This is a genomic window from Sphingomonas paludis, from assembly GCF_053502515.1.
Map to the genome: position 1 here is coordinate 1,281,310 of NZ_CP187558.1, position 25,697 is coordinate 1,307,006.

General features: G+C 67.1%; 25 protein-coding genes. 18 read left to right on the plus strand and 7 right to left on the minus strand.

Features of this window, described 5'->3' with window-relative positions:
* Positions 1-2 precede the first annotated feature (2 nt).
* From ACPVPU_RS06225 to ACPVPU_RS06240, 4 genes are all read left to right on the plus strand, one after another.
* The gene (locus tag ACPVPU_RS06225; RefSeq protein ID WP_448660101.1) at positions 3-230 is read left to right on the plus strand and encodes a F0F1 ATP synthase subunit C; all 228 of its coding nucleotides are present in this window, start codon (positions 3-5) and stop codon (positions 228-230) included.
* Positions 231-296: 66 nt separating this feature from the next.
* Complete coding sequence (locus ACPVPU_RS06230) at positions 297-794, plus strand: F0F1 ATP synthase subunit B family protein (RefSeq protein ID WP_448660102.1); 498 nt, start codon at positions 297-299, stop codon at positions 792-794.
* Positions 787-1,350, plus strand: coding sequence for a F0F1 ATP synthase subunit B family protein (locus ACPVPU_RS06235; RefSeq protein ID WP_448660103.1), 564 nt, complete (start codon positions 787-789; stop codon positions 1,348-1,350). Before ACPVPU_RS06230 ends, ACPVPU_RS06235 begins: the two co-directional genes overlap by 8 nt.
* A 169-nt stretch (positions 1,351-1,519) precedes the next feature.
* Positions 1,520-1,825, plus strand: a complete 306-nt coding sequence (locus ACPVPU_RS06240) for a hypothetical protein (RefSeq protein WP_448660104.1) — start codon at positions 1,520-1,522, stop codon at positions 1,823-1,825.
* A gap of 12 nt (positions 1,826-1,837) precedes the next feature.
* Here ACPVPU_RS06240 and ACPVPU_RS06245 read toward each other — a convergent pair whose 3' ends face one another.
* Positions 1,838-2,416 carry a hypothetical protein gene (locus tag ACPVPU_RS06245; RefSeq protein WP_448660105.1) on the minus strand — a complete coding sequence of 193 codons (579 nt, stop codon included), beginning with the start codon at positions 2,414-2,416 and terminating at the stop codon, positions 1,838-1,840.
* A gap of 84 nt (positions 2,417-2,500) precedes the next feature.
* Here ACPVPU_RS06245 and uvrC point away from each other — a divergent pair, with 84 nt between their 5' ends.
* The 8 genes from uvrC to ACPVPU_RS06285 all read left to right on the plus strand — a co-directional run bounded on the left by uvrC (position 2,501) and on the right by ACPVPU_RS06285 (position 12,688).
* Positions 2,501-4,423: an excinuclease ABC subunit UvrC gene (gene uvrC, locus ACPVPU_RS06250; RefSeq protein WP_448660106.1), complete on the plus strand. Its 1,923-nt coding sequence runs from the start codon at positions 2,501-2,503 to the stop codon at positions 4,421-4,423.
* A 65-nt stretch (positions 4,424-4,488) separates the two neighbouring features.
* Entirely contained in the window at positions 4,489-7,329 is a 2,841-nt protein-coding gene (locus ACPVPU_RS06255) for a DUF3857 domain-containing protein (protein ID WP_448660107.1), read from the plus strand.
* 57 nt (positions 7,330-7,386) lie between these two features.
* Positions 7,387-8,343, plus strand: coding sequence for a polysaccharide deacetylase (locus ACPVPU_RS06260; RefSeq protein WP_448660108.1), 957 nt, complete (start codon positions 7,387-7,389; stop codon positions 8,341-8,343).
* Positions 8,340-9,272, plus strand: a complete 933-nt coding sequence (locus ACPVPU_RS06265) for a GNAT family N-acetyltransferase (protein WP_448660109.1) — start codon at positions 8,340-8,342, stop codon at positions 9,270-9,272. The genes ACPVPU_RS06260 and ACPVPU_RS06265 overlap by 4 nt, the downstream gene beginning before the upstream one ends.
* Before the next feature lie 74 nt (positions 9,273-9,346).
* Entirely contained in the window at positions 9,347-9,727 is a 381-nt protein-coding gene (locus tag ACPVPU_RS06270; RefSeq protein ID WP_448660110.1) for an endonuclease domain-containing protein, read from the plus strand.
* A gap of 2 nt (positions 9,728-9,729) precedes the next feature.
* Positions 9,730-10,461, plus strand: coding sequence for a DNA repair protein RecO (recO, locus tag ACPVPU_RS06275; RefSeq protein ID WP_448660111.1), 732 nt, complete (start codon positions 9,730-9,732; stop codon positions 10,459-10,461).
* A gap of 60 nt (positions 10,462-10,521) precedes the next feature.
* Positions 10,522-11,565 carry a 3-isopropylmalate dehydrogenase gene (leuB, locus tag ACPVPU_RS06280; RefSeq protein WP_448660112.1) on the plus strand — a complete coding sequence of 348 codons (1,044 nt, stop codon included), beginning with the start codon at positions 10,522-10,524 and terminating at the stop codon, positions 11,563-11,565.
* A 4-nt stretch (positions 11,566-11,569) separates the two neighbouring features.
* Positions 11,570-12,688: a glycosyltransferase family 2 protein gene (locus ACPVPU_RS06285; protein WP_448660113.1), complete on the plus strand. Its 1,119-nt coding sequence runs from the start codon at positions 11,570-11,572 to the stop codon at positions 12,686-12,688.
* Here ACPVPU_RS06285 and ACPVPU_RS06290 read toward each other — a convergent pair.
* The gene (locus ACPVPU_RS06290; RefSeq protein WP_448660114.1) at positions 12,685-13,896 is read right to left on the minus strand and encodes a phospholipid carrier-dependent glycosyltransferase; all 1,212 of its coding nucleotides are present in this window, start codon (positions 13,894-13,896) and stop codon (positions 12,685-12,687) included. The two genes, ACPVPU_RS06285 and ACPVPU_RS06290, sit on opposite strands and share 4 nt — an antisense overlap.
* 86 nt (positions 13,897-13,982) lie before the next feature.
* On the opposite strand from ACPVPU_RS06290, the gene ACPVPU_RS06295 reads away from it, so the two are divergent.
* The 5 genes from ACPVPU_RS06295 to ACPVPU_RS06315 all read left to right on the plus strand — a co-directional run bounded on the left by ACPVPU_RS06295 (position 13,983) and on the right by ACPVPU_RS06315 (position 17,939).
* Entirely contained in the window at positions 13,983-15,191 is a 1,209-nt protein-coding gene (locus tag ACPVPU_RS06295; protein ID WP_448660115.1) for a trans-sulfuration enzyme family protein, read from the plus strand.
* Entirely contained in the window at positions 15,188-15,586 is a 399-nt protein-coding gene (gene apaG / locus ACPVPU_RS06300; protein WP_448660116.1) for a Co2+/Mg2+ efflux protein ApaG, read from the plus strand. The genes ACPVPU_RS06295 and apaG overlap by 4 nt, the downstream gene beginning before the upstream one ends.
* 4 nt (positions 15,587-15,590) lie before the next feature.
* Positions 15,591-16,382 carry a LysR family transcriptional regulator gene (locus ACPVPU_RS06305; RefSeq protein WP_448660117.1) on the plus strand — a complete coding sequence of 264 codons (792 nt, stop codon included), beginning with the start codon at positions 15,591-15,593 and terminating at the stop codon, positions 16,380-16,382.
* Positions 16,383-16,467: 85 nt separating this feature from the next.
* Positions 16,468-17,091: a GNAT family N-acetyltransferase gene (locus ACPVPU_RS06310; protein ID WP_448660118.1), complete on the plus strand. Its 624-nt coding sequence runs from the start codon at positions 16,468-16,470 to the stop codon at positions 17,089-17,091.
* Positions 17,091-17,939, plus strand: coding sequence for a hypothetical protein (locus ACPVPU_RS06315; RefSeq protein WP_448660119.1), 849 nt, complete (start codon positions 17,091-17,093; stop codon positions 17,937-17,939). The genes ACPVPU_RS06310 and ACPVPU_RS06315 overlap by 1 nt, the downstream gene beginning before the upstream one ends.
* Here ACPVPU_RS06315 and ACPVPU_RS06320 read toward each other — a convergent pair.
* Genes ACPVPU_RS06320 through parE form a run of 3 tightly spaced genes read right to left on the minus strand, consistent with a single transcriptional unit; the run spans position 17,917 to position 22,475 of the window.
* Complete coding sequence (locus tag ACPVPU_RS06320) at positions 17,917-19,260, minus strand: serine hydrolase (RefSeq protein ID WP_448660120.1); 1,344 nt, start codon at positions 19,258-19,260, stop codon at positions 17,917-17,919. The two genes, ACPVPU_RS06315 and ACPVPU_RS06320, sit on opposite strands and share 23 nt — an antisense overlap.
* Positions 19,261-19,289: 29 nt before the next feature.
* A complete protein-coding gene (locus ACPVPU_RS06325; RefSeq protein ID WP_448660121.1) occupies positions 19,290-20,441 on the minus strand; it encodes a tetratricopeptide repeat protein in 1,152 nt (383 codons plus the stop codon).
* 42 nt (positions 20,442-20,483) lie between these two features.
* Positions 20,484-22,475 carry a DNA topoisomerase IV subunit B gene (parE, locus tag ACPVPU_RS06330; protein ID WP_448660122.1) on the minus strand — a complete coding sequence of 664 codons (1,992 nt, stop codon included), beginning with the start codon at positions 22,473-22,475 and terminating at the stop codon, positions 20,484-20,486.
* A 159-nt stretch (positions 22,476-22,634) separates the two neighbouring features.
* Between parE and ACPVPU_RS06335 the strand changes: the two genes are divergently transcribed.
* On the plus strand, positions 22,635-23,459 hold the full coding sequence (locus ACPVPU_RS06335; protein WP_448660123.1) for an outer membrane protein: 825 nt from the start codon (positions 22,635-22,637) through the stop codon (positions 23,457-23,459).
* An 84-nt stretch (positions 23,460-23,543) separates the two neighbouring features.
* Here the strand turns inward: ACPVPU_RS06335 and ACPVPU_RS06340 are convergent, their stop codons facing one another.
* Positions 23,544-25,187 carry a TadG family pilus assembly protein gene (locus tag ACPVPU_RS06340; protein ID WP_448660124.1) on the minus strand — a complete coding sequence of 548 codons (1,644 nt, stop codon included), beginning with the start codon at positions 25,185-25,187 and terminating at the stop codon, positions 23,544-23,546.
* Positions 25,187-25,627 (minus strand): TadE/TadG family type IV pilus assembly protein, encoded by a 441-nt coding sequence (locus tag ACPVPU_RS06345; RefSeq protein ID WP_448660125.1) that lies wholly within the window; start codon positions 25,625-25,627, stop codon positions 25,187-25,189. The genes ACPVPU_RS06340 and ACPVPU_RS06345 overlap by 1 nt, the downstream gene beginning before the upstream one ends.
* Positions 25,628-25,697: the final 70 nt, after the last annotated feature.

Consider the following 25,697-nt stretch of genomic DNA (forward strand, 5'->3'; position numbering starts at 1 on the left):
AAATGGAAGCTGATGCGATCAAGCTGCTGGGTGCCGGTCTGGCCGCCATTGGTGCCGGTCTGGCGGCGCTGGGCGTGGGCAATGTGTTTGCCGCGTTCCTCGAAGGCGCGCTGCGCAACCCGTCGGCCGCTGCCAGCCAGCAGGGCAACATGTTCATCGGCTTCGCCGCCGCCGAACTTCTGGGCCTGCTCGCGTTCGTCGTCGCGGTTCTGCTGATCTTCGTCGCGTAACACCGCTTGCGACGATGGATTGCCGGGCCGGAGCTGTTCCGGCCCGTGGAACACGGGAAACGCTGAATGCCTCAAATCGCGCAATTGGGTGACCTTGGCTATCTGCTGTCGCAGGTGCTGTGGATCGTCCTGATCTTTGGCCTCGCCTATGTGCTGGTCGGCCGCGGGCTGGTGCCCAAGGTGACCCGGACCATGGATGCGCGCGATGCCGCCATCGCTGCCGATCTGGCGGCGGCGGAAAGCGCGCGGGTTCAGGCCGATGCGACCGAGGCAAGCTGGCGTGCCAAGGAAAATGCGGCGCGCGAGGCGGCGCAGAAGCTGATCGCCGAGGCGAAGGCGGCTTCGGCCCGTTCGACCGAAGCGGCGCTGGCCAGCGCAAATGCCGATGCCGAAGCGAAGATCGCGGGGGCTGAGGTCCGGATCGCCGCGTCGCGCGATGCGGCGGTCGCCGAGATCGAGGGCGTCGCCGCCGATGCGGCACGCGATATCGTTGCCCGCCTGTCGGGTGTTTCGGTATCCGACGAAGCCGCCCGTGCGGCGGTGAAGGAGGCCCTGAATGGCTGAAGCGACCCATGGCGTGACCGCCACGACTGAAGCTCATGGCGGCCCGGCCGAGCATCATGCCGATCCGACCGCGCTGTTCCTGGACCCGACGGGCTGGGTCAGCCTGGCCATGGCGGTGTTCATCCTGATCCTGCTGGTCAAGAAGGTGCCCGCGCTGATCGGCGGGATGCTGGACCGGCAGATCGCGGGGATCCGCGCTCGGCTCGACGAGGCAAAGGCCCTGCGCGACGAGGCGGAGCGGCTGCGTGACGATTATGCGCGCCGGATCGCCAATGTCGAGGCGGAGACCAAGGCGATGGTCGATGGCGCACGGGCCGAGGCCGAAGCGCTGGTGGCCAAGGCACAGACCGATGCCGACGCGCTGATCGTCCGCCGCGCCCGCATGGCCGAGGACAAGATCGCCGCTGCCGAGCGCCAGGCGCTGGCCGATGTACGGGCGACCGCCGCAACGGCCGCAACCCGCGCCGCAGGGACGATCATCGCCGGACATCATTCCGCCGACGCGGACAAGGCGCTGGTCGATCGCACCATTGCGGGCCTGTCGCGCCTGAACTGATTATTGCCGCGCCACCGCCGATCGGCGGGTGCGGGAGACCGAACGACAAAGCCCCGTCCGGCATGCAGCCGGGCGGGGCTTCCTCGTTTGGATCATGCCCGGCATCGAAGGTGATTGATGCGCGCAATACGCTGGGCTAGGCCATGGCGACATTGCGAGAGGATTGGACATGATTGAAGTCGTTCTGGCCGGCCTGGTCGGCATGATGCCGGTGCAGGATCATTCCGCCCATGCCGGGCATGACGCCGCGCAGGCACCCGCTGCCGCGCTGACCTTGGACACGCCGGTCGAGGCCCTGGCCGCCAATCCGGCCGCCAAGGCGGTTCTGGACAAGCATTTCCCCGAAATGCTGAGTCACCCGATGTACGACCAGTTCAAGCAGATGAGCCTGAAGCAGCTGCAGCCGATGGCGCAGGGTCAGATCACGAACGACATGATGACCGCCGCCGAAAAGGATCTGGCCGCGATCAAGTAAGCCGATTGGGGGTCAGCCGGGCTGCGCACGCCTCAGGGTGCCGCAGCCATAGGCCCGGGCATAGGGCTGATCCCAACAGGCCAGAAAGCCGTCGAGCACGTGCAGGTTCATCGGCCAGATCACCGGCTGGGGCTTGCCGTCGGGGCCGACGGGTTTGAACCAGTCCGGTTGGGGCAGCATCGCCAGCTGTGCCCGCGCCCGTTCCAGCGCGGGCCGGTCGCGGCGCAGGAACGCGATGCTGCCGTCGACATAATGGTTCCAGCCGAACGGCGCGTCTTCATCCGCCGGTTTGCGGGATTGATCGAACAGGGCGATCGCGGCATCGGTTTGGCCGGCATAGGCGCGCGACTGCCCTTCGTGCCATATCAGGATCGAGTCGTTGACGCCGTGCCGGGTGCGCCAGTCGCGGATGAGGTCCGCCGCCTGTGCATCGCAGCCGCGATTGGCCAGCGCCCGCCAGCCGCCGTCCATGTCCTGATCGAACGCCTGTTGTGGCAGGGCGAGCAGCGCCTCGCGGTCGTGGCTGCAATCGGGTGCAAGGGGTGCCGCGGGCGGCACGGTCTGGGCGAGCAGGGCAAGGGCGAACAGCATCGCCCGAAAGGCTGATGCAGCGGCGGGGAAGCGTCAAGCCATGGCTGGCGTTTCCATTGCCGCGTCCCTAAATCCAGCCGGACCATGTCGACCCCCAACAGCCCCGACCGGTTCAACGAAGACAAGGCCGCCTATGCAGTGCGCGGCGCGGAACAGCCCGACCTGGATGCGGGCGTGGCGGCGATCCGCAATGTGCTGAAAACGCTGCCGACGCGGCCCGGCGTGTACCGGATGACGGATGCGCGCGGCGACGTGCTGTATGTCGGGAAGGCGCGGGCGCTGAAGCACCGGGTGTCGAACTATACCCAGGTCAGCCGCCTGTCGAAACGGTTGCAGCGCATGGTCGCGCAGACGCGCGGCATGACTATCGTGACGACGGGCAGCGAGGCGGAGGCGCTTCTGCTGGAGGCGCAGCTGATCAAGCGCTATCGCCCGCCCTACAACGTCCTGCTGCGCGACGACAAAAGCTTCCCCTTCATCCTGATCCGGCAGGATCACGACTTTGCCCGCATCCAGCTGCATCGCGGGGCACGGCGGGCGAAGGGGGATTATTTCGGGCCGTTTGCGGGCGCGGGACAGGTGCGCAAGACGCTGAATGCCCTCCAAAAACTGTTCCTGCTGCGGTCGTGCACCGACAGTTTCTTCAAGACGCGGGACCGGCCATGTCTGCTCTATCAAATCCGCCGCTGTTCGGCGCCGTGCGTGGGGCGCATCGGCAAGGCGGACTATGCCGAGCTGGTCGCGGATTCAAAGGCGTTCCTCACGGGCAAGTCGACCCAGGTTCAGGCCAAGCTGGGCCAGCAGATGACGGCGGCGGCCGAGGCGATGGATTTCGAGCTGGCCGCCGTGCTGCGCGACCGGTTGAAGGCGCTGACCTTCATCCAGGGGACGCAGGCGATCAACGCGGACGGCGTGGGCGATGCGGACGTGTTCGCGCTGGCCGCAAAGTCGGGCGTGATCGGGATCGAGGCGTTCTTCATCCGGGGCGGGCAGAACTGGGGGCATCGCAGCTTCTATCCCACGCATGTCGCCGATGTCCCGGAGGATGAGGTGCTGGCGGCGTTCCTGATGCAATTCTATGAGGAAGTGCCGCCGGCGCGGAACGTGTTCCTGGACCGCGACCTGGCGGAGGCGGAATTGCTGAGCGAAGCGCTGTGCGAGCGCGCCGGGCACAAGGTGGCGATCAGCGTGCCCCAGCGAGGCGCTCGCCGCCGCCTGATGGAACAGGCGCAGCGCAATGCGGCAGAGGCGCTCGACCGGCGACTGGCGGAGAGCACGACCCAGGCGAAGCTGCTGCGCGAGGTGGCCGAGTTGTTCGACCTGCCCGGCCCGCCAGAGCGGATCGAGGTCTATGACAACAGCCATATCCAGGGGACGAACGCGCTGGGCGCGATGATCGTCGCCGGGCCAGAGGGGTTTCGCAAGGGCGGCTATCGCAAGTTCAACATCAAGCGGAAGGAGACGGTGGGGGGCGATGACTTTGCCATGATGCGCGAAGTGCTGACCCGGCGTTTCGCGCGTGCGCAGGAGGAAGACCCGGACCGCGAGCGCGGCGAATGGCCCGACCTGGTGCTGGTCGATGGCGGCAAGGGGCAGCTGGGCGTCGCCATGCAGGTGTTGGAGGAACTCGGTATTGAGGATGTGCCGGTGGTCGGCATCGCCAAGGGCCCGCATCACGGGCGCGACGGACGCGAGGTCTTCCACCTGATGGACGGGCGCGAGTTTCAGTTGCCGGTCAACGCGCCGGTGCTGTTCTACCTCCAGCGGCTGCGCGACGAGGTGCACCGCTTTGCCATCGGTGCGCATCGGGAGAAACGGGCCAAGGCGATCGGCGCGTCGCCGCTGGACGAGGTGCCCGGCATCGGCCCGGCGCGGAAGAAAGCACTGCTGATGCATTTCGGCACGGCCAAGGCGGTGCGATCGGCCAGCCTGGACGACCTGAAGCGTGCGCCTGGTGTGAGTGCCGCCGTCGCACAGCAGGTTTACGATTTTTACCACCCGAATTGAACGCTTTGCCGCTTGCCCCCCGCCTGAACAAGGGGATACGCTGATCGCATCGCGCGCCGACAGGCTTGGCTGCGCCGGTTGGGGTGGGTTTCGGCATGATCTGGATGCGGTGGATGTTGGTGCTGGTGGCGATCGTCCTGTCGCCGGCCGGGGCGATGGCCGGGGAGACGATCCGGTACGAATCGGCACCGCAATGGGTGAAACCAGCCCCGGCAATCGATGCGAAGACGCTGACCGACGCCGATCCGGTGTTGCAGCTGCGCGATATCCAGGTCCGGTTGAACGGCAATGAAGTGTGGAATTACACCGCCATCGCCACGCGGGCGGCGACCGCCCAGATGCTGGGCGATATCGGCAATCTGCAACTCGGCTGGAGCCCGGACAGCGGCGACCTGATCATCCATTCGGTCGAGATCCTGCGCGGCGGCGACACCATCGACGTGGTGAAAGCGGGCCAGAAGTTCGAAGTCCTGCGCCGGGAACAGCGGCTGGAGCAGCGCTGGGTCGACGGGGTGCTGACGGCGACATTGGCCGTCCAGGGGTTGAGGGTCGGCGATGTCCTGCGCCTGAGCTTTTCCATAACCAGCAAGGACACGGCGCTGAACAACGGGGTGCAGGGCGCGATGAGCCTGCCCACGCTTCCATTGAAGGTCGGTTATGCGCGCAGCAGGATGATGTGGCCGGAAGGTCAGCCGATCCGCTGGAAAAGCTATGCCGACGGGTTCGACGCGACCGTGCGGACCAGTGACGGTTGGAACGAGCTGGAGCAGATCGGCACATTGCCCAAACCGGCGGACCTGCCGGAGGATACCCCGGTGCGGTTCCGCAAGCTGCCCATCCTGGAAGCCACCAGCTTTACCGATTGGCAGAGCGTGTCGCAGACGATGGCGGCGCTGTATGCGACCGACGGCCTGATCACGCCCGGCAGTGCGCTGGCCGACGAAGTGGCCCGCATCCGGGGAGCAGAGCGCGACCCGCTGAAGCGCGCGGCGCTGGCGCTGATCGCCGTGCAGGACAAGGTCAGTTACCTGTTCAACGGCATGAACGGCGGCAATTATCGGCCGCAGGCGCCAGCCGAAACGTGGGAATTGCGCTACGGCGACTGCAAGGCGAAATCGCTGTTGCTGCTGGCCATGCTGCGCGAGCTGGGGATCGAGGCGGAAGCGGTACTGGTGCACAGCCAGCTGGGCGATCTGCTGCCGGGTCGGCTGCCCATCCCGGCGGCGTTCGACCATGTGATCGTCCGGGCGCAGATCGACGGCACCAGCTATTGGCTGGACGGGACCAGCGCCGGTGCCCAGCTGGCCGATATCGCGGACGTTCCGCCGTTCCGCCACGCTCTGCCGCTGCGGACTGCTGGCAGCGGGCTGATCCCGATCGATCAGCGCCCCCCGGCGCGGCCGCAATATCTGGCCGAGATCGAACATGACCTGTCGGCCGGAATCGACATGCCGGGCGTCTATTCGGCAAAGATGACGCTGCGCGGCCCGTTGGTCGAACAGATCCGCGTCGGACAGGCGCAGGGCAATGCCGACGGCATGGAGCGGATGGCCGAATCGCTGAACAAGACCCTGATGGGTGACGGCGCGACGATGACCGATCACAGCATCCGGTTTTCGGACGAGGACGGCACGGCCGTCGTCGCCATGACCGGGGTGGCGCATGGCGGCTGGACACGCGATGGCGACCGACGGACGCTGTCGCTGGACGAAGCGCTGGGCGCGATCCGATTCGCGCCCGACCGTTCGCGCACGGCGTGGCGTGACCTGCCCGTTTCGATCGGCGATGCCGAACATCTGCTCCATCGCCAGCGGGTGAAGCTGCCCGATGGCGGCCGCGGCTTTACGCTGGATGGCGACCTGACGCTGCCGCCGACCCTGGCGGGCCGTGCGCTGTCGCGCAGCGCGGTTATCGGTGCGGACGGATGGTTGTTGGTGGAGGACCGGGTGGGATCGGGCGGCGGCGAGATCGCTGCGGCGGATATTCCCGCAACCCGGCAGGCGCTGGCCCTGGCCAAGAGCCGGGCGCTGCGGCTGATCGCGCCGTCAAGCACCCCGGCGCAGTGGCAGCAGGTGCAGGCGGCGCGAAAGGCCAATGCCTTTGCCCCCGCGCTGGCCGCCTATGCCCGCGCCATCGCCGCCAAGCCGGACGAACGGTTGCCCCTGACCAACCGGGCGGATTTCCATGCGACGCTGCTCGACTGGAAATCGACGCTGGCCGACCTGGATCGTGCCATGGCGATCGAGCGCGACGTGGATCTGTTGCTGTGGCGGGCGCGGGTTCACCAGTTGGTCCGGGACGATGCCAGCGCATTGAAGGACATCCTGGCGGCCCGCGAACTGGATCCCGGTTCGTCCAGCGCGGTCAGCGCGCTGGCCATGCTGCAGATGAAGACCGGCCAGACCGACGCGGCGCTTGACCTGCTCGACGAACGCATTGCCGAAGGCGGCGAGGACAAGGCGAGTTACCTGTCGCTGAAGGCCGAGGTGCTGGCGCATCTGGGCGACACCGACCAGGCACTGACCGTGATGGACGAGGCGATGGCGGCGGCGCCCGGCAATGCCGACATGCTGAACGGGCGATGCTGGTTGAAGGGGACGCGCAACGTCGCGCTGGATACCGCGCTCAAGGACTGCACCAAGTCCATCGAACTGAGCGATTATCCGGCATCCGCGCTGGACAGCCGGGCCATGGTCTATTTCCGGATGGACCGGATGGACGATGCCCTGGCCGACCTGAAGGCCGCGCTGGACATGTCGCCCGACATGCCGGCCAGCCTGTACATGCGCGGGATCATCCAGCAGCGGATGGGAAAGCGGGCGGAAGGGGATGCCGACCTGGCCGCAGCCCGGATGCTGGCGCCGCGAATCGACGAGGATTATGCCCGCTATGGGATCAAACCCTGATCGGATCGACGGCGGGCCATTGGCACTATCTTTACCCGCGTGGATTAACCGGGCGGCATGGCAACCGATGTTTTCCTGACGATTGATACCGAGCTATCCTGGCGACAGCATCGGGCGGGGCATGACCTGTCCGCGATCGTCGCTCGGTCGCTGGAACCGGCAGGGGTGGGGATCGCGCATCAACTGGCGCGGTTGAACGCGTATGGGCTGAAGGCGTGTTTCTTTGTCGATCCGATGCCGGCCATCCCCTTTGGCCCCGATCCGATCCGCCGGGTGATCGAGGCGATCCTGGCGGCGGGGCAGGAGGTGCAATTGCATCTGCATCCCGGCTGGACCGACGCGGTGCCCGGCGATGGCGGCGCGGCCCATGCGCTGTTCAACCTGATCGACTATGACGAAGCGGCGCAGACCGAGCTGATCGGTCGGGCGATCGAGCTGTTGATGGCGGCGGGCGCGCCGCGGCCGGTGGCGTTCCGATCGGGCAGCTATGCCGCCAATGACGCGACCCTCCGGGCGCTAACCGCGCACGGCATCCGATACGACAGCAGCCATAACGGCGCCGCCGCGCCCCGGCCCAGCGCCATTACCCTGTTGCCTGACCGGCTCGCGCCGGTCGCGCATCAGGGGGTGATCGAGGTGCCGGTGACGGTAATCCGAGATACGGCCGACAGCCTGCGCCATTTCCAGATTTGTGCGCTGTCGGTGGGGGAGATGCGGGCCGCGCTGAACCATGCGGTGCGGCAGGATCATTCGCTGGTGACGATCGTCGGGCACAGTTTCGAACTGGCCAACCGGGCGGGCACGCGAGCCAATGGCGTGCATGTCAGCCGGTTCGAGGCATTGCTTTCGATGCTGGCCGAACGCCGCGAGACATTGCCCACCCGGCATTTCGCCGAGCTGCCCGAATGGCCGCTGGACCGCACCGATGCGCCGCTGGGGCCGGATGCGCTGCGCACGCTGCGCCGCCGCGCCGAGCAACTCTGGTCCAACTGGATCGAGGAGCGGGCGGCATGAAGCCCGAACTGTTCGATAGCGGCGTGCCGATGCGCTCCGTCGCCCCGCCATGGCCGGTGCATTTCCAGGCGGGGGCGCACACGCTGCTGACCGTGCATCGCCGCCTGTCGCGGGTGCCGCTTGGGCTGGACGAGGTGCTGGCCGATGCCGCGCCGGTGCTGCCGCCGCTGAGTCCCGACGAGCAGGGGTATTTGGTCACTTCCTTGCCCGCACGCCATGTCGCGCCGCTGCTGGCCGGGACCGGTGGCCTGTTGATGCAGGAACGCCAGCGGTACACCCGCTATCATGCCGACCTGTCGACCGGGTTCGACGCTTGGTTCGCCGGGCTGTCGGGCAACACGCGATCCAGCCTGAAGCGCAAGGAAAGGAAGCTGGCGGCGGCAGGCCGGATCGAGGTGCGGCGCTATCGCAGCCCGGCGGAGGTCGCGGCATTCTTTCCGCCTGCACGGCAGGTGGCGGCGCTGACCTATCAGGAGCGGTTGCTGGACGCCGCTTTGCCGGAGGACGAGGCGTACCGCGCCGAGATGCTGGCGCTGGCGGCGGACGGCAATGCGTGGGGCTGGCTGTTGACGGTAGACGATCGGCCCATCGCCTATCTGTGGTGCCCGGTGACCGACGGCATCGTCCGGTACGAGCATCTGGGCCATGATCCGGCATGGAACGACTGGTCGCCGGGCAGCGTGCTGCACCTGGCGGCGATGCGCGACCTGTTCGCCGACGGCACGCTGCGCCAGTTCGATTTCACCGAGGGCGAGGGCCAGCACAAGCGCCAGATGGCGACGGGTGGGATCGAATGCGTCGACCTGTTGCTGCTGCGCCCGACGCTGGCGAACCGGGCGCTGATGGCGGGGCTGGGGGCGTTCGACGGCGCCGTGGCGCGGGCAAAGCAGCTGCTGGGCAGCGGCTGGGCCAGGAAGCTGCGGCGGTAGCCCCGCTCCCCTCCCTGAAAGGGAGGGGCCGGGGGTGGGTCGATGGCGCGACCAACCTCTGTTATGCAAGCCGGGTGCAGCGCATCTCGCCCGAACTGACCCACGCCGCGCGCGCGATGCGATCCGATCCGACCGAAGCGGAGAAGCGGTTGTGGCTCTGGCTGCGGCGGGTCCGGCTACGGTTCACCCGCCAGTTGGTGATCGGGCATTTCATTGCAGACTTCGCCTGCCGGAGCGTGAAGCTCGTCATCGAGCTGGACGGCGGTCAGCATTCGGCACAAGCGGGCTCAGACGAGACCCGCACCCGCTATCTGGAAGCGCAGGGCTGGCGGGTGCTGCGGTTCTGGAATCACGAGGTGCTGGAGAATGTCGGGGGCGTTGTCGCCACCATTCTCGACGCTTTGTCCGCTGCCTCCACCCACCCCCGACCCCTCCCTTTCAGGGAGGGGAGATAAGGATGCATCTGATTGCCCCCGCCATCCTGCTGTCCGTCCGCGCGCATGGTGAGCATGGCGCGATTGCGCGGGCGCTGACCGAAGAGGCGGGGATGATCGCTGGTTATGTGCGCGGCGGGCATTCGCGGCGGTTGCGGCCGATCCTGCAGCCGGGCAACCTGATCGCGGGCGAGTGGCGGGCTCGCACCGATGAGCAATTGCCCGGGCTGACCGTCGAGCTGATCCACAGCCGTGCGCCGCTTTATGCCGAACCGCTGCCCGCCGCCGCGATCGACTGGGTGACGGCGCTGACGGCTGCGACGCTGCCGGAGGGGCTGCCCTATCCGGTGGTTCATGCCACGCTGGCCGCGCTGTTGACCGCGATCGAGGCGGCGCCGGCGGCACGCGGATGGGCGGCGGCGCTCGTCCGGTACGAATTGCTGCTGCTGGGCGAACTGGGGTTCGGGCTGGACCTGAACCAGTGCGTTGCCACCGGGGCGACCGATGACCTGACCCATGTCAGCCCGAAGAGTGGCGGGGGGGTGTGTCGCGGTGCGGCAGTCGGGCTGGAGGGGCGTTTGCTGCCCCTGCCACGGTTCCTGATCGCCGGGGGCGATGCGGATTGGGACGCGGTGCTCGACGGCCTGCGGCTGACCGGCCATTTCCTCGCCCGAGACCTGATGACCGGACGGGGCCAGGATGCGCTGGCGGCGCGCGAGCGGCTGGTCGAACGGATGAAGCGCGTGGTTGCGTGAGCGGGCCAGCCGGGGCTAGAGCGCCCCCGAACGGGTTGCAATGCTGTTGGGGGGTTCCGGATGACGTTGATCGCAGTGCTGTCGGGCGACGGTATCGGGCCAGAGGTGACTGCAGAGGCGGTGCGAGTGCTCCAGCGGCTCGACCTTGGCCTGACGTTCGAGGAAGCGCCGGTCGGCGGTGCGGGATATGAGGCGGCGGGCCATCCGCTGCCGCCAGCGACGCTTGATCTGGCGAAGCGCGCGGATGCGGTGCTGTTCGGCGCGGTGGGCGACAGCCGCTATGACGGGCTGGAACGGCGGTTGCGCCCGGAACAGTCGATCCTGGGCCTGCGCGCCGAACTGGGCCTGTTCGCCAATCTGCGCCCGGCGCGGTTGTTTCCTGGCCTTGAGGACGCATCGAGCCTGAAGCGCGAGGTGGCCGAGCGGATCGACATGGTGATCGTCCGCGAGCTGAACGGCGACGTCTATTTCGGCGAAAAGGGGATGCGGAGCACCGCCGACGGGCGGCGTCAGGGCTATGACGTGATGGCCTATGCCGAGGATGAGGTGCGGCGCATCGCCCATGTCGGGTTCAAGGCGGCACAGGGGCGCAAGGGTCGGTTGTGTTCGGTCGATAAGGCCAATGTGCTGGAAACCAGCCAGTTGTGGCGCGATGTGGTGATCGAGGTGGCGGCCGAATACCCGGATGTCGCGCTGAGCCATATGTATGTCGACAACGCCGCGATGCAGATGGTGCGCGATCCCGGCCAGTTCGACGTCATCCTGACCGGCAACCTGTTCGGCGACATCCTGTCGGATCAGGCGTCGATGTGCGCGGGATCGATCGGCATGCTGCCCAGCGCGGCGCTGAACGAGACGGGCAAGGGGTTGTACGAACCGATCCATGGTTCCGCGCCCGACATTGCGGGGCAGGGCAAGGCCAATCCGTGCGCGACCATCCTGTCGGCGGCGATGATGCTGCGCCATTCGCTGGGCATGGCGGATGCGGCCGACCGGATCGAAGCGGCGGTGCGGGCAGCATTAACCGGCGGCGCGCGGACGCCCGACCTGGGCGGCGCGCATTCGACCCGTGCCATGGCGGACGCAGTGCTGGCCCAGCTTTGAGATCATGGCCGATTCCCTGCACCTTGCCATCGTCGTGCCCGTGTTCAACGAGGCGGCGAACGTCCCGCGCCTTGTCGAGCGGCTGGACGCGGTGCTGGGCGAAAGCGGGTGGGAAGTCATCTTCGTCGACGACGACAGCCCGGACGGTACCAGCGACGCCGCCCGCGACCTGGCCCGGCGCGACAGCCGCGTCCGGGTGATCCAGCGGATCGGCCGCCGGGGCCTTTCCACTGCGTGCATCGAGGGGATGTGCGCGACCGCAGCCCCGATCGTCGCGGTGATGGACGGCGATCTGCAGCATGACGAAACGCTGTTGCCGCGCATGTTCGAGATGCTGTTTGATAATCCCGGCATCGACCTCGTCATCGGTTCGCGCTTTGTCGATGGCGGCGGGACCGGGGAGTGGGACCGCGACCGGGTGGCCAAGTCCGCGCTGGCGACGCGGCTGTCGCGACGGGTTCTGAAGGCCGATCTGTCGGACCCGATGAGCGGGTTCTTCATGATCCGCAGCACGGTGCTCCGCGATCTGGTGCCGCGCCTGTCGGGAATCGGGTTCAAGATCCTGCTGGACATCATGACCGCCAGCCCCCGTCCGCTGGCCTTTCGCGAACTGCCCTATGTGTTCCGCACCCGCGATGCCGGGGAAAGCAAGCTGGATCACGTTGTCGCGCTGGAATATCTGATCGCGCTGTACGACCGGCTGTTCGGCAAATGGGTGCCGGTGCGGTTCGTCATGTTTGCAGGGGTCGGCGCACTGGGTGCCGGGGTGCATATGGGCGTCCTGCTCGCGCTGCTCGAAGGGGTGGGGGCAACATTCCTGGCGGCGCAGATCGGTGCGACGCTGGCGGCGATGACGTTCAACTTCTTTCTGAATAACACGCTGACCTATCGCGACCGGCGTCTGCGCGGGGCGCGCGCGCTGATCGACGGGTGGGTCAGTTTCTGCGCGATCTGTTCGGTGGGCGCAGTGGCGAATGTCGGCGTTGCCGCGTTCCTGCACGATGCGCAGCAGGGGGCATGGGCGATCCCTGCTCTTGCCGGTGTCGCGGTCGGCGCGGTGTGGAACTTTGCCCTGTCGTCGCGCTTCACCTGGGGCCGATATGGCCGCAGGGCCGCTGCCTAGCGCCAGCTGTCCAGCCACATCCAGCGACTGAACGCCTGCGCATCGGGCAGGGGGCGGGCCGCAATGATCGGATAGAACCAGGCGAACAGCGCCGCCGCCAGCCCCAGCGCCGCCCAGCGCCAGCGGACCGCCACCCGGTCGAGCGCCAGGGCTAGGCACAGGCACAGCCAGATGGCACTCATTTGATAATAATAGAAAAAGCCGAGCGATTTGGGGATCACGATCCACACGCCCAGCGAAAAGACCCACAGCAATGCCATGGCGAGCATCCAACCGCCGCCGCGCCGCAGCCCCAGCCGGATACAGGCGGCAACCGCGACCAGCCCGCCCCACAGCACCGCCGGGTTGCCGATGAGCAGCACGCCGCGCTGAACGCCCTGATCGGGTTCATAGAAATACCAGATCGGTCGCAGCATCGCGGGCCATTGCCACCACTGCGATTGATAGGGGTGCGCGGGCAGTTTCATCGTCTGCAGCCGCAACATCTCGAACTGGAACCAGCCGATGCTCGCAAGCGGCACCGGTTCGTTCGTGAGCCAGGCGGCGGGCAGGAATGTCAGGAAATAGGTGCCGAGCGCGCACAGCCCGGTCAGCAAGGGCGCGCCCAGCGCCTGCCGGAGGCCGCCCCGCCGCCAGCCGAGCACGATCAGCACCAGACAGGCCAGCGCGACATAGGGCGCCGCCGCCCATTTGACCGCCGTGGCCAGCCCCAGGAGCATACCCGCCGCCGCCAGCCGGGCCGGCGTCATGCGATCCCGGATGCGGACCATGGCCACCAGCGCCAGCACCAGGAACAGGGCCAGGAACGGCTCAAGCATCCCGATGCGCGCATGGATGAAAACCAGTCCGTTCATCGCGGTGAGCGCTGCGCCCAGCGCCGCCGTGCCGACCCGGCGGGTAATCAGCCAGAGTGCCCAGTAAACGCCGAGGACGGTGCCCGTTCCGGCCAGGGTCGATGCAATCCGCCAGCCGAGCGGCCCGTCCCCGGCGACCGTCATGCCCAGCGCGATCAGCAGCTTGCCGAGCAGCGGATGTTCGGGATTGGCGCGGTGGCTGAGGTCGATCAGCGCGCGCGCGGCTGGGACGTAATGCGTTTCGTCGAAATAGATGCCCGATGGCGACGTCACCCCAACCGAAAACAGCAACTGAGCGGCAACCGCGATCAACAGCGCGGTTGCGATCGGGCGGCGGGCGAACGATGCGGTCATCGGCGCGCCCCATAGCGGATCGCCGTGCCGCCGGAAACGCGCAACTTGCTTGACCTTGGCCCCCGCCACCCGGCAAAGCAGCGCCCATGAAGCGCACCACAGGCCAGGACCGATCGATCACCCAGAATTGGCGCCCCGCCACCCAGGCGGTGCGCGGCGGCACGGCACGATCCGAGTTCGGGGAAACGTCGGAGGCGCTGTTCCTGACCTCCGGCTATGCCTATGACCGGGCGGAGGATGCGGCCGCGCGGTTCGCCGGCGAACAGTCGGGCATGACCTATTCCCGGTTGCAGAATCCGACCGTCGAGATGCTGGAACAGCGTATCGCCCTGCTGGAAGGGGCCGAGGCGTGCCGCGCGACCGCCACCGGCATGGCGGCGATGACGGCGGCGCTGTTGTGCCAGTTGCAGTCGGGCGATCATGTGGTGGCGGGCCGGGCATTGTTCGGATCGTGCCGCTGGCTGACCGACACGCTGCTCCCGAAGTTCGGCATCGAGACGACGATCGTCGATGCGCGCGATCCGCAGCAATTCGCTGATGCGACAAGGGCGAACACCAAGGTCTATTTCTTTGAAACGCCGGCCAATCCGACGATGGACATCGTCGACCTGCGCACCGTTTGCGGGATGGCCCGCGACCGGGGCATCACCAGCGTGGTCGACAACGCCTTTGCCACCCCGGCGTTGCAGCGGCCGATGGATTTCGGGGCCGACGTCACCGCTTATTCCGCCACCAAGATGATGGACGGGCAGGGGCGGGTGCTGGCGGGTGCCGTTTGCGGGACGCAGGACTTCATCCTGAACACGCTGTTGCCGTTCACCCGCAATACCGGGCCGACGCTGAGCGCGTTCAACGCCTGGGTCGTGCTGAAGGGGCTGGAGACGCTGGACCTGCGCATTCGCCGCCAGTCGGAAAATGCGCTGGAGGTAGGGCGTTTCCTGGAAGGCCGGGTGCCCCGGATCAATCATCCCGGCCTGCCAAGCCACCCGCAGCACGCGCTGGCCATGAGCCAGATGGCGATGGCCGGATGCATTTTCAGCATGGAGCTGGATGGCGGCCGGGCGCAGGCCCATGGCCTTTTGAACGCGCTGACCCTGATCGACATTTCGAACAATATCGGTGATTCCCGGTCGCTGATGACCCATCCTGCCTCTACGACCCATGCCAGCGTTGCCGAGGAAAAGCGCCTGGAAATGGGAATTACCGAAGGGACGTTGCGGCTGAACGTCGGCCTGGAGGATCCGGCCGACCTGATCGACGACCTGGATCAGGCGTTGCGGGTGGTGGGGCTGTGAAATCGCTTTTCGGCCAGTCCGCCGAGACGCATGGCGTCATCGTCCGGGTGGCCGTCAGTTTCCTGCCCGAACAGTCGGAGCCGGATCGCGGCCGCTGGTTCTGGGCCTATCATATCCGCATCGAGAACGAGAACGACCATGCGGTGCAGTTGTTGACGCGCCGCTGGGTCATCACCGACGGCCGGGGGATGCGGCACATGGTCGAGGGTGAGGGCGTGGTCGGCGAACAGCCGTTGATCGAGCCGGGCGCGAGTTTCGACTATGTATCGGGCTGTCCGCTGACGACGCCGACCGGGCATATGCAGGGCAGTTATCAGATGATCTCGGCCGGCGGCGACGAATTCGATGCGGAAATTCCGAAATTCGCGCTGATCGCGCCTGCGGTGGCGGGATAGGGCGATGAAGCGGACGCACCTGCCCCTGAACGGCCTGCGCGTGCTGGACGCGGCGGCGCGGCACCTGTCGTTCACGCGCGCAGCCGACGAACTGGCGGTGACGCCTGCCGCCGTCGGCCAGCAGATCCGGGCGCTGGAGGATACGCTGGGCGTCGTCCTGTTTCGCCGGACGGCCAAGGGGCTGGAGCTGACGCCGGAGGGCGCGGCGGGGCTTGAGGCGCTGCGCATGGGCTTTCTTCAGTTCGAGGAAGCGGTGCGGGCGATGCAGGCGGGGCAATCGTCCAAGTCGCTGACCGTTGCCGCGCCGCGCGACCTGGCCGAAAAATGGCTGCTGCCGCGACTGTCGGAGATCGCGGCGGCCGATCCGGACCTGCGCTTTCATCTGGTCACGGCCGCCGATGCGATCGAGTTCACCGAGGCCAATCTGGACCTGGCCGTCCGCTGGGGCGAGGGGCCGGGGGAGCATGAGGGCGAGGCGCTGGAATCGGACGGCATGGTGACCGTCGAGCGGCCCGGCGGCGGGGCGGATACCCGCATTTCATGGCCCGGATGCCTGAACGAGGAAAGCGTGTCGCGCATCCTGGTCGGCGATGCTGGCCTCGCGGTGGATGCAGCCGCAGCGGGCATGGGGCGGACGACGGTGCCGGAAATCATCGCCCGTGCCGATCTGGCGGCCGGACGGGTGGTGCAATCAGGGGACACCAAGCCGTATCGGATGGGATATTGGCTGGTCGCCCCGCTGCCGCAATGGCGCCAGGCCAAGGTGCGTGCCCTAGTGGATGCGCTGGCGGATTAGCCAGCCCTTTCCTATCAATCGCCGCTCTTGCTGAGCCTGTCGAAGCACTGACTTTACTTCTCTGCCAAAGGGGCTGCGGCACGAAGTGGCAAGGCAATGCTTCGACAAGCTCAGCACCAACGGTTTGGGTTTGGCAGCCCCCATAAGACAGGAACCTATATTGTCCGATTTCCCTACCCTCGAAAGCGAGCGATTGATCTTGCGCATGCTGGCGATCGAAGATGCCGATGCGCTGCTGCCCGCCTTTGCCGATGATGCGCAGATGCGGTGGTGGTCGCACGCCCCGATCCGCGAGGCGGCGGCGCTTCGCGAACATCTGGCACCGCGCATCGACAATGACGGCTGGCGCGCCTTTGCGATGGTTCTGAAGGCCGAGCAGCGAGTGATCGGCATGGTCTCCGTCGGCGAACGGCGCCAGGGTGGGGTGGGGGAGATCGGTTACATGATCCTGCCCGCGCTGGTCGGCAAGGGACTGGCGCGCGAGGGTGTCGCCCGGTTCCTGGACCATCTGTTCTTTACCGAGGGCAAGCGGCGCGTGTTCGCCGATACCGATCCCGACAACCTGCCGTCGCGGCGGTTGCTGGAACATCTGGGCTTTCAGCTGGAAGGCGTGCTGCGCGAGGAATGGGAAACCCATATCGGGGTGCGCGATACCACGCTGTACGGGCTGCTCAGGCGCGAATGGGAAGCGCGGCGGGGAACGGCGTGATGCGGATCATCCTGTTGGCGGGCGGCTTGGTCGCGCTGGTCGCCGGCGCGGCGCAAGCAGGCATTCCGGTGACCGTGCAGATGACGTGCGCGGTTGGCGGCGAGAGCTTCACGCACATCCGCACGGCGTCCTACAGCACTTGGGGATCGCGGCCGGACGGCAAGCCCTATGGCAGCTGGACCTTTCCATTGGCGATTCCGGAATGCCCGACCAATCGGCTGGTGATGTATCGCGACTTTACCGATGCGGAGAAAGAGACGCTCGCCCCGCTGATCGCCCGGCCGGATTATGCGGCGATGCGCGAGGAGAACAGCTATTTCCGGGCGGCCTGGCTGGCGCGCATGCTGGGGGACGGAGAAGAGGCCGCCGCATGGCTGATGCTGCGCGCGGTCTGGCAGGCAGAGCCGGGCACGCCGGTGCGGGCGCGGTATCTGGCCCTGTTCGCCGAACAGGTGCAGGCCATGCCCCATGATCCCGACCGGCTGGAAGGCGCGGTGCTGCGCCTGCGGGCCGCCAATGCCCTGCGCGAGCTGGGCCGGTTCGACGCGGCCATGGCGATGATCGAGGCGACGCCGATTTCGGACACCGCGGCTTTCGCGGACGAGGATGCGGCGGATGCCCCCGAAGCGCGCGGGAATGTGGGCAGTCTGGCCGATCAGTTCCGGCGCCTGATCGTCCGGCGGGATCAGGGGGCGGAACCGGTGGACGCCATGCCCCCGCGCGAGGCGGCGTTTCGATGCATCGATACCGACGCCGCGCTGACTCCGTTCGAGCGCGAATATTGTCAGGGCGCGCTGGCCGAGGCCGTGGCCGAACTGCGCAAGCTCAGGGCTGAACGGGGCGACTGATCAGCGTCAGGGCACGGTTCATGATCGCTGCAAAGCGCGCCTCGCTCACCTCTCCGCCGGGATTGTGCCACTGGCCGGTGACCGCGAACCATTGCCCCGATTTCGTTCGCACCAGATAATTGAGGCTGAGGACGCCGGGTTCCGACCCGCCCTTGAACCCCACCCACTCAAACCGGTCGGCGACGCCGGTGCCGGGATTGACGGCCAGGATCGCCATGGTTTCCTGTCCGCCGTTGCGGCGCAGCCAGTCCAGCGTGCGGGCCATATCGGCGGGGCTGGCGATCCATTCGATATCTGTCCGCAGCGGGCCGTCGGCGAAGAGGGTTCCGTCAAAGCGCGTCGAGGCCAGCCGGGCCGAGCGATCTTGGATCAACTGGCGGCGGGCGGCGGGAGCCAGCGTGTCCCAGCGTTCCGGCACTTCGCTTGCGCGAGCCAGCGCCTTCAGCCGGAAGGCCTCCATCGTGGTCAGCAAGGGCAGCGTCCGGTCGGCATCCGCCACGCCCGCCCGCCCGACCATCGCATCGATGCGGGCGCGGCCCAGCGCGTCGATCAGGGTGTCGGTGGCGGTGTTGTCGCTGATCGAGATCATCTGGACCGCCAGCGTGTGCAGCGTGACCGGCGATGCGGCGGGCCAGTCCTGGGTGACGCCGCTAGGCAGCGATGGCTGGCCGAGCGGCACAACATCCGCCCATCGACGCTCCCCGGCCGCCACCTGACGCGACAGTTCGGCCAGCACCCAGAGCTTGAACGCGGAACCGATCGGCCCGGCCCGGTCGGCGGCATGGGCGAGCAGCGGTTCGGGCCGCACGCCGTCCAGCCGCCAGACGGCGATCCCGGCTGCGCCGGGCAGGCCAGCGACATCAGCGACGATGCGGTCGGCGCTGTCGTTCCTGGGTTCGGTGTTGGTGATCAGCAGGCCGCTGATCCGGCCCTGGTCCCCTGGTTCCACGGCGATGCGCAGGGAGGCGATGCCCCGTTCGAAACCGAAGCGCAGGCGCGCGCCATTCGGCCCCTCCTCCTCCCGGCTTTCGACCCCGGTCGGCGCACCGATCGCCGCCACGACCTGAGCCGCCAGCGCCCGCCAGCGCGCCTCCGGCACTTCTGCCCGGAACGCTTCGGTAAAGGTCGACGCATAGTCCCCGCCGCCGGTGAACAGCGCATCCAGCAAGGCGATGCGGCGGTCGAGCGCGGTGCCACGGGGTGACGGGGCGTCGATGGGCGTCGCCGTCTGGGGCGATGCCGCCGCCGACCCGGCGATGATGGGCATGGCCAGCAGGGCGGCAAGCGCCAGCCAGTGGGTCAGCCCTTGCCATCGTGCCATCAACGTCGCTCCCGATCCGGTCGGGCAGCCTATTCCACCGGCGGCTCGTCTTCCAGCATCAGCGTGACGAGGCGGACGTCATAGATCGGGATGCGCGAGCCAATTGCGGTGTCCTCGCTGGGCGGGATGCGCTGTTTGACGACGGAAAAGCGTTCGACCCGGAAGCGCTCCTGGCTGGCCCCATCCGGGGCGAAGGGGGCATAGCGACGCCCGCGCACCGCCGTGACCACCGGATCGACCCAGCGCTTGTCCTGCGGCCGGGACGTGCGCAGCACCTCTGCCGAACTGACCTTGCCGGTATGGCTGACCCAGTACCCGATATCGGCCCAGGCACCCGCGTCATGTTCCCGCGCCTTGACGGTCATTTCCGGCGCATGGATCATGGCCAATGGCGCCGAGGAGGGCTTCGGCCGATAGGCGGCGACCAGTGCGTCCATCGGCCCGTCGTCACCCAGTTTTTGCGCCATCCGCGCCAGCATCATCCGGGCCGCGACCTGGAAATCGATGACGACCGGATCGTCGCTGGCCAAGAGCGGCGCCAGCGTTCGCTGTGCATTGAATTGGTGCACGTTCCTCCGACTGGCCATGGCGATGTAGATGTTGGCAAGACGCAGCCGGGCGTTGGCGGCCAGCAGCGCGCGATCCGACTGATCGGCCTTGTCGCGCGCCAGCCGGTAGGTCAGGATCGCTTCGTCCAGCCGACGGCTGCGCACCATCGAATCGCCCAGTTCCAGCAGTGCGCCCAGCGACCGGTCGTCGGTCGGTTCCAGACCGCCTTTCAGGATGGATCGAACCTCGCGCGCGTGGAACACATCCTCGTCCAGGTCGCCGCTGTGGGACGCGATCCGGCTGGCCGCGCGGGCCAGATCCGATACGGGCAGGGGATGGGCGTCGCGGTGCCGGCGATTGCGGTGCAGTCCCCGGCGGACGGTCAGCGTGGCATCGCGGTAATCGCCGGCCAGGAACTGGTTTTCGGCAAGCGCGAGTGTCCGGTCGATCTCCTCTGGCACCGGGCATTGCCGTTCGATGCAGTCGGCCAGTTCGTCGCGCAGCTGGTCGACGCCGACGGCATTGACGGTGATGTCTGGGCCATCGGTCGCCTGCTGGGCATGGCCGACCCCCGTACCGGCAATGACGAGAGAAGACAGGCCGACCCAGTAATGGAAACCCCGGAACCGCATCTTCGTCTCCCATTTGTCTACCGCAGTCGATTTCCCGGCGAGTCAGGCGTCGATCGCCTCATCCTCTATTCTTGCGGCATTTTCCTGAATGAATGCAAAACGATGTGCCGGATTGGTGCCCATCAGGCGGTCGACCAGATCCTTCACGCCGGCCCGTTCCTCATATTCCTGGGGCAGGGTGATGCGGATCAGGCTGCGGCTTTTCGGGTCCATCGTCGTTTCCTTGAGCTGATTGGGGTTCATTTCCCCCAGCCCCTTGAACCGGGCGACATCGACCTTCTTGCCCTTGAACTCCCTGGCTTCCAGCTGGGCGCGGTGGGCATCGTCGCGGGCATAGAGCGATTTGGTGCCGCTAGTCAGCCGATAGAGCGGCGGCTGGGCCAGATAGAGGTGCCCGCGACGCACCAGTTCCGGCATCTCTTGAAAGAAGAATGTCATCAGCAGCGTGGCGATATGTGCGCCGTCGACATCCGCGTCGGTCATAATGATGATGCGTTCGTAGCGCAGATGATCGGGCTGGCAGTCCTTGCGCGTGCCACAGCCAAGCGCGAGGGCAAGATCGGCAATCTCGCTGTTCGCACCGATCTTGGCGGCGGTGGCGCTGGCGACGTTCAGGATCTTGCCGCGAATGGGGAGGATCGCCTGGGTCTTGCGGTCACGGGCCTGTTTCGCGCTGCCGCCGGCGCTGTCGCCCTCGACGATGAACAATTCCGTCCCCGCCGGATCGTCGGCGGAACAATCGGTCAGCTTGCCGGGCAGGCGCAGCTTGCGCGCGCTGGTCGCCGTCTTGCGCTTGACCTCGCGCTCCTGCTTGCGGCGCAGGCGGTCGTCCATTCGCTCCAGAACATAGCCGAGCAGAGCCTTGCCCCGGTCCATGTTGTCGGCGAGGAAATGGTCGAAATGATCGCGCACGGCACGCTCGACCAGTTGCGCCGCTTCCGGACTGGTCAGCCGGTCCTTGGTCTGGCTCTGGAACTGCGGATCGCGGATGAACACGGACAGCATCAGTTCGCTGCCGGTCATCACATCCTCTGCCGTGATGTCCTTAGCCTTTTTCTGGCCGACCAGCTCAGCAAAGGCCCGGATGCCCTTGACCAAAGCCGCGCGCAGTCCCGCTTCGTGCGTGCCGCCATCCGGGGTGGGAATGGTGTTGCAATACCAGCTGTAGCTACCCTCGCTCCACAGCGGCCAGGCGACTGCCCATTCGACCTTGCCCATGGTGGCGCCATCGGGTCCGGGGGCGAACGCCTGTTGCCCGGCAAAGAAATCGGCGGTGGCGCATTCCCGTCCGCCGACCTGTTCGCGCAGATGATCGGCAAGGCCGCCGGGAAACTGGAATACCGCCTCTGCCGGCGTATCGTCGGTAATCAGTTCGGAGGCGCATTTCCAGCGGATCTCGACCCCGGCGAACAGATAGGCCTTTGACCGCGCCAGCCGGTGCAGCCGGGCGGGCTTGAACGCCATTTCGGGGCCGAAGATTTCGGGGTCGGGCGTAAAGGTGACGGAGGTGCCGCGCCGGTTTGGCGTCCCGCCCAAATGTTCGATCGGACCCAGCGTCACGCCCCGGCTGAACCGTTGGCGATAGAGCTGGCGGTCGCGTGCCACCTCGATCACCGTTTCGGTACTGAGTGCGTTGACGACGCTGGCCCCGACGCCGTGCAGGCCGCCCGAGGTGGCATAGGCCTTGCCCGAAAACTTGCCGCCGGAATGCAGCGTGGAAAAGATCACCTCGAGCGCCGACTTGTCGGGATATTTCGGATGCGGATCGATCGGGATGCCGCGCCCGTTATCGACAACGGTCAGCCGGTTGCCGGGTGCGAGAGTGATTTCGATACGCGTGGCATGGCCGGCCACCGCCTCGTCCATCGCATTGTCGATGACCTCTGCTGCCAGATGGTGAAAGGCGCGTTCGTCGGTGCCGCCGATATACATGCCGGGACGCCGCCGGACCGGTTCCAGCCCCTCCAGCACCTCGATCGACGCGGCATCATAGGCAGGACCGGGCTGGGGAACGACATCGAAAAGCTGGGACATGGCAAAGCTATAGGGCCGGGCGAAAGCCGCAGGCAAGCCGAACGATCATGTTGCATAAATGTCGCAGCTTCACTGTTTGTCGTGGTGCGATGCACCCAAAGCGGGGGCTCGCGCGTATTTCCGCCCGCACCACAAACGACATCACAACCGGAGTATCCCATGCGTCATTTCCTGCTTGCCGCGTCCGCCCTGGCCGCGATCGCTTCCCCCGCCATGGCTCAGGAAGTCGAAGAAAAGCCCTTTGACGGCGTCTATATCGGCGGTTCGTTCGGCTATTCGGTCCAGAACAACGACAACCAGGAAAGCGTCACCTTTGACCGCAACCTGGACGGCCAGTACGGCGACACGATCGTGAATGCCGGCGGCGTCAACGTGTTTCCGGGCTTTTGCGCCGGTCGCCCGAACGGCAACAGCCTGAACACCGGCTGTGTCGGCGACAAGGACGACATCGAATATTATGGCCGGATCGGCATCGACAAGCAGATGGGCAACATCGTCGTCGGCGTGGTCGGCGAATTCGGCAAGTCCGAGGCAAGCGACAGCGTGACGGCGTTCAGCTCCACGCCCGCCAACTATCAGTTCACGCGCCAGCTCGACTGGAACGGCGCCGTGCGCGGCCGCGTCGGCTATGCAGCGAACACCACGCTGTTCTACGGCACCGGCGGTGTGACCTATGGCAAGATCAAGAACAGCTTCACCTCGACCAACACGCTGAACGCGTATGAAGGTCGCGGCGACAGCGAGGAGTGGGGCTGGCAGGCCGGCGGCGGCGTCGAGCAGAAGCTGGGCCGCAACTTCTCGATCGGTCTGGAATATCTGTTCACGCGGTTCGACGATGACGACTATGTCGTCCGCGCCAGCCGTGGCCAGGCAGCGGCGAACCACCCGTTCGTGCTGGGCAATGCCAACGGTACGGATTTCGCCCGCACCAACAACCGCTTCGATTTCCACAGCCTTCGCGCGACGGCGGCGTTCCGCTTCTGAAGCGCGCAACGGTGTAGCGTTCGAGTAGGCGTATGCGTACCCGGGCCGGCGGCATTGCCGTCGGCCCGTTTCTTTTGGCCGGCCTCAGCCGACCAGGCTGGGCATGCCGCAGCGAAGGCCCGTTACCCGCACATCGGCCTCGCCATAGCGAACCCCCAGCGTACCGGTGGCCAGATTGATGATGCCGTCCAGCGCCGGGCCGACAGCCTGCAGCTGTCCGGCAACGGCGCCGGTCAGTTTGCGGGCGTCAAGCCCGATCAGCCCGGCGACGTCTACCCGCAGATCCGCCTGCTGGAGCAGGCTGGTCGTCACGCCGGTCGCCAGCGTCGAACTGGACACGGTTCGGACGGTGTTGTTCGCGATATCCGACCGGTCGAAACTGACCTGCTGCCACGGCTCGGCCACCCCAAGATCGATGGTGGCCATGCCGGTGACATCGACCAGCAGCGTATCGACCAGCCGGGCGCGCGACAGCCGGACGGGCTGGGAAAAATCGTCGAAACCGGCGGTTTCGCTGGCGGCCAGCGCAACGATGCCCGGGCTTGGCCGGGCAGCGATGGTCACCCAGTCGCCCTGTGGCCCGCAGGCCAGCCGCTCCAGCCGCGCCTCGGCCGAAGTTAGTTCGACGAACAGCGGCACATGCACCGATGCCAGCCCGGCCAGCCCCGGCAACAGGGCCGGTGCGGTCCGGCTGTCCACCCGCAGCCGAGCCTGGGCCGTGCGCACGATCGGGGTGCCATGGTCGGTGATCGCGATCCATGGCGACTGGACCGCCCGCTCGCCAACCGCAAGGGTCAGGGTGGTAGCGCCAAGCCCCGGCACGGCGGTTCCGATATCCAGTTCGACCTGGCGGCGATCCGATTGGAGCTGGGCCAGCATGGTCGCCAGCGACAGGGCATTGACCCGCACCAGGCCCAGCCCGCCCGAATCCTGTCCACTCAACGGTCCGGCATCGATCAGCGTGCCCAGCCGCGCGCTGCCGCCGCGCATCTGGCTGGCCAGCGCCCGCAATCCGGCCGCCGCCGTAGCATCGCCGATGACGTCGGCCAGCGCGCCGATGCTTTGTTCGCCGGTCACAGGCGTGTCGAGCACCGCACCGTAATTCAGGTCGGTCAGCCGCGCCCGTACCTTCAGCGCATCCAGATAGGCGATCAGGTCGATATCGGCCGCGGCGATGGCGCGGTAATCGAGCAGGGTCAGGCCGATCGATCCGCCGGTCAGCGCCGACAGATAGCCATTGATCAGGCCATCGTTCAACGAAGCCAGCCGCGAGCCGACCGAAAAGGCGGCGTAATCCACCCGCGCAGCGGTGGCGGACCGGGCGATGGCAATGCTGGAGCGGCCGAAAATGCGTCCGAAATAGGTGGGGCTTTGGCCAGTCAGCGTCACGCGCGCAGCGTTGCCGCCGGTGGCCTGGGCGGTAAACCGCGCCTGGGCGGCGACGGCGGGATCGGCGCTGTAGCTGCCGGTGACGACATCCACCTGGATGGTGGCCGGCGATCCGGCGCCGGCGACGGCTGCCCGGGCCTGGCCCTGCGCGGCGGGGATATTGGCAGCGGCGGCAATCGCGGCATCGTCGGCCATGCCCTGCAGTCGCCGGGTTTCCAGCTGGACCGCACCGACATCCACCGCCAGCGCCGCCGACCCGATCAGCACCGGCAGCGCCGCTGCCAGCAGGATCGCCGTACCCCCGCCAGTATCGCGGAGCAGACGATTGATCCCCCGCATCACAGAACCCCGCCGCGATGCGCCACGGCCCGGCGGCGAATGACGGGATCGGGCATGGGCACCAGCGGCAGGCGCACCATCGCCATGCCATTGGTGTCCAGCGTGACCTGAACCGTCACCCGCGACCCCGTTTCGCTGACGCTGCTGCTGAGCCGGTTCTGCGGAATGGCCCCGATCGCTGCAGCCCCGCTGGTAACGCTGGCACGGGCCAGTTCGGCTCGTTCCTCGCTGCTGATGCCGCCGACGCTGGCGCGGGCCGCGTCGTTGGCCAGTTGCTGGGCGGTGTGCGCCATCAGGAAATACTGGCCATATCCGATCATTCCGATCAGCAGCATGGCCAGGATTGGCAGCAGCAGCGCGAATTCAATCAGCGCATTGCCGCGGGCATCACCGGTCAGGCCGGCACGATGCGGGCGGATGGGGGGCGGCGGCTGGATCATGAGCGCCAGGATAGGCCCCGCGCCTTAGGGAGCGATTATGCCCGACCGACCGCCGATATGCTTGATTCAA

Excerpts from the sequence above, each read along its gene's own strand:
- ACPVPU_RS06225 (WP_448660101.1), top strand. The coding sequence starts at position 3 with ATGGAAGCTGATGCGATCAAGCTGCTGGGTGCCGGTCTGGCCGCCATT.
- ACPVPU_RS06230 (WP_448660102.1), top strand. The coding sequence starts at position 297 with ATGCCTCAAATCGCGCAATTGGGTGACCTTGGCTATCTGCTGTCGCAG.
- ACPVPU_RS06235 (WP_448660103.1), top strand. The coding sequence starts at position 787 with ATGGCTGAAGCGACCCATGGCGTGACCGCCACGACTGAAGCTCATGGC.
- ACPVPU_RS06240 (WP_448660104.1), top strand. The coding sequence starts at position 1,520 with ATGATTGAAGTCGTTCTGGCCGGCCTGGTCGGCATGATGCCGGTGCAG.
- ACPVPU_RS06245 (WP_448660105.1), bottom strand. The coding sequence starts at position 2,416 with ATGCTGTTCGCCCTTGCCCTGCTCGCCCAGACCGTGCCGCCCGCGGCA.
- uvrC (WP_448660106.1), top strand. The coding sequence starts at position 2,501 with ATGTCGACCCCCAACAGCCCCGACCGGTTCAACGAAGACAAGGCCGCC.
- ACPVPU_RS06260 (WP_448660108.1), top strand. The coding sequence starts at position 7,387 with ATGGCAACCGATGTTTTCCTGACGATTGATACCGAGCTATCCTGGCGA.
- ACPVPU_RS06265 (WP_448660109.1), top strand. The coding sequence starts at position 8,340 with ATGAAGCCCGAACTGTTCGATAGCGGCGTGCCGATGCGCTCCGTCGCC.
- recO (WP_448660111.1), top strand. The coding sequence starts at position 9,730 with ATGCATCTGATTGCCCCCGCCATCCTGCTGTCCGTCCGCGCGCATGGT.
- leuB (WP_448660112.1), top strand. The coding sequence starts at position 10,522 with ATGACGTTGATCGCAGTGCTGTCGGGCGACGGTATCGGGCCAGAGGTG.
- ACPVPU_RS06285 (WP_448660113.1), top strand. The coding sequence starts at position 11,570 with ATGGCCGATTCCCTGCACCTTGCCATCGTCGTGCCCGTGTTCAACGAG.
- ACPVPU_RS06290 (WP_448660114.1), bottom strand. The coding sequence starts at position 13,896 with ATGACCGCATCGTTCGCCCGCCGCCCGATCGCAACCGCGCTGTTGATC.
- ACPVPU_RS06295 (WP_448660115.1), top strand. The coding sequence starts at position 13,983 with ATGAAGCGCACCACAGGCCAGGACCGATCGATCACCCAGAATTGGCGC.
- ACPVPU_RS06305 (WP_448660117.1), top strand. The coding sequence starts at position 15,591 with ATGAAGCGGACGCACCTGCCCCTGAACGGCCTGCGCGTGCTGGACGCG.
- ACPVPU_RS06315 (WP_448660119.1), top strand. The coding sequence starts at position 17,091 with ATGCGGATCATCCTGTTGGCGGGCGGCTTGGTCGCGCTGGTCGCCGGC.
- ACPVPU_RS06320 (WP_448660120.1), bottom strand. The coding sequence starts at position 19,260 with ATGGCACGATGGCAAGGGCTGACCCACTGGCTGGCGCTTGCCGCCCTG.
- ACPVPU_RS06325 (WP_448660121.1), bottom strand. The coding sequence starts at position 20,441 with ATGCGGTTCCGGGGTTTCCATTACTGGGTCGGCCTGTCTTCTCTCGTC.
- parE (WP_448660122.1), bottom strand. The coding sequence starts at position 22,475 with ATGTCCCAGCTTTTCGATGTCGTTCCCCAGCCCGGTCCTGCCTATGAT.
- ACPVPU_RS06335 (WP_448660123.1), top strand. The coding sequence starts at position 22,635 with ATGCGTCATTTCCTGCTTGCCGCGTCCGCCCTGGCCGCGATCGCTTCC.
- ACPVPU_RS06340 (WP_448660124.1), bottom strand. The coding sequence starts at position 25,187 with ATGCGGGGGATCAATCGTCTGCTCCGCGATACTGGCGGGGGTACGGCG.
- ACPVPU_RS06345 (WP_448660125.1), bottom strand. The coding sequence starts at position 25,627 with ATGATCCAGCCGCCGCCCCCCATCCGCCCGCATCGTGCCGGCCTGACC.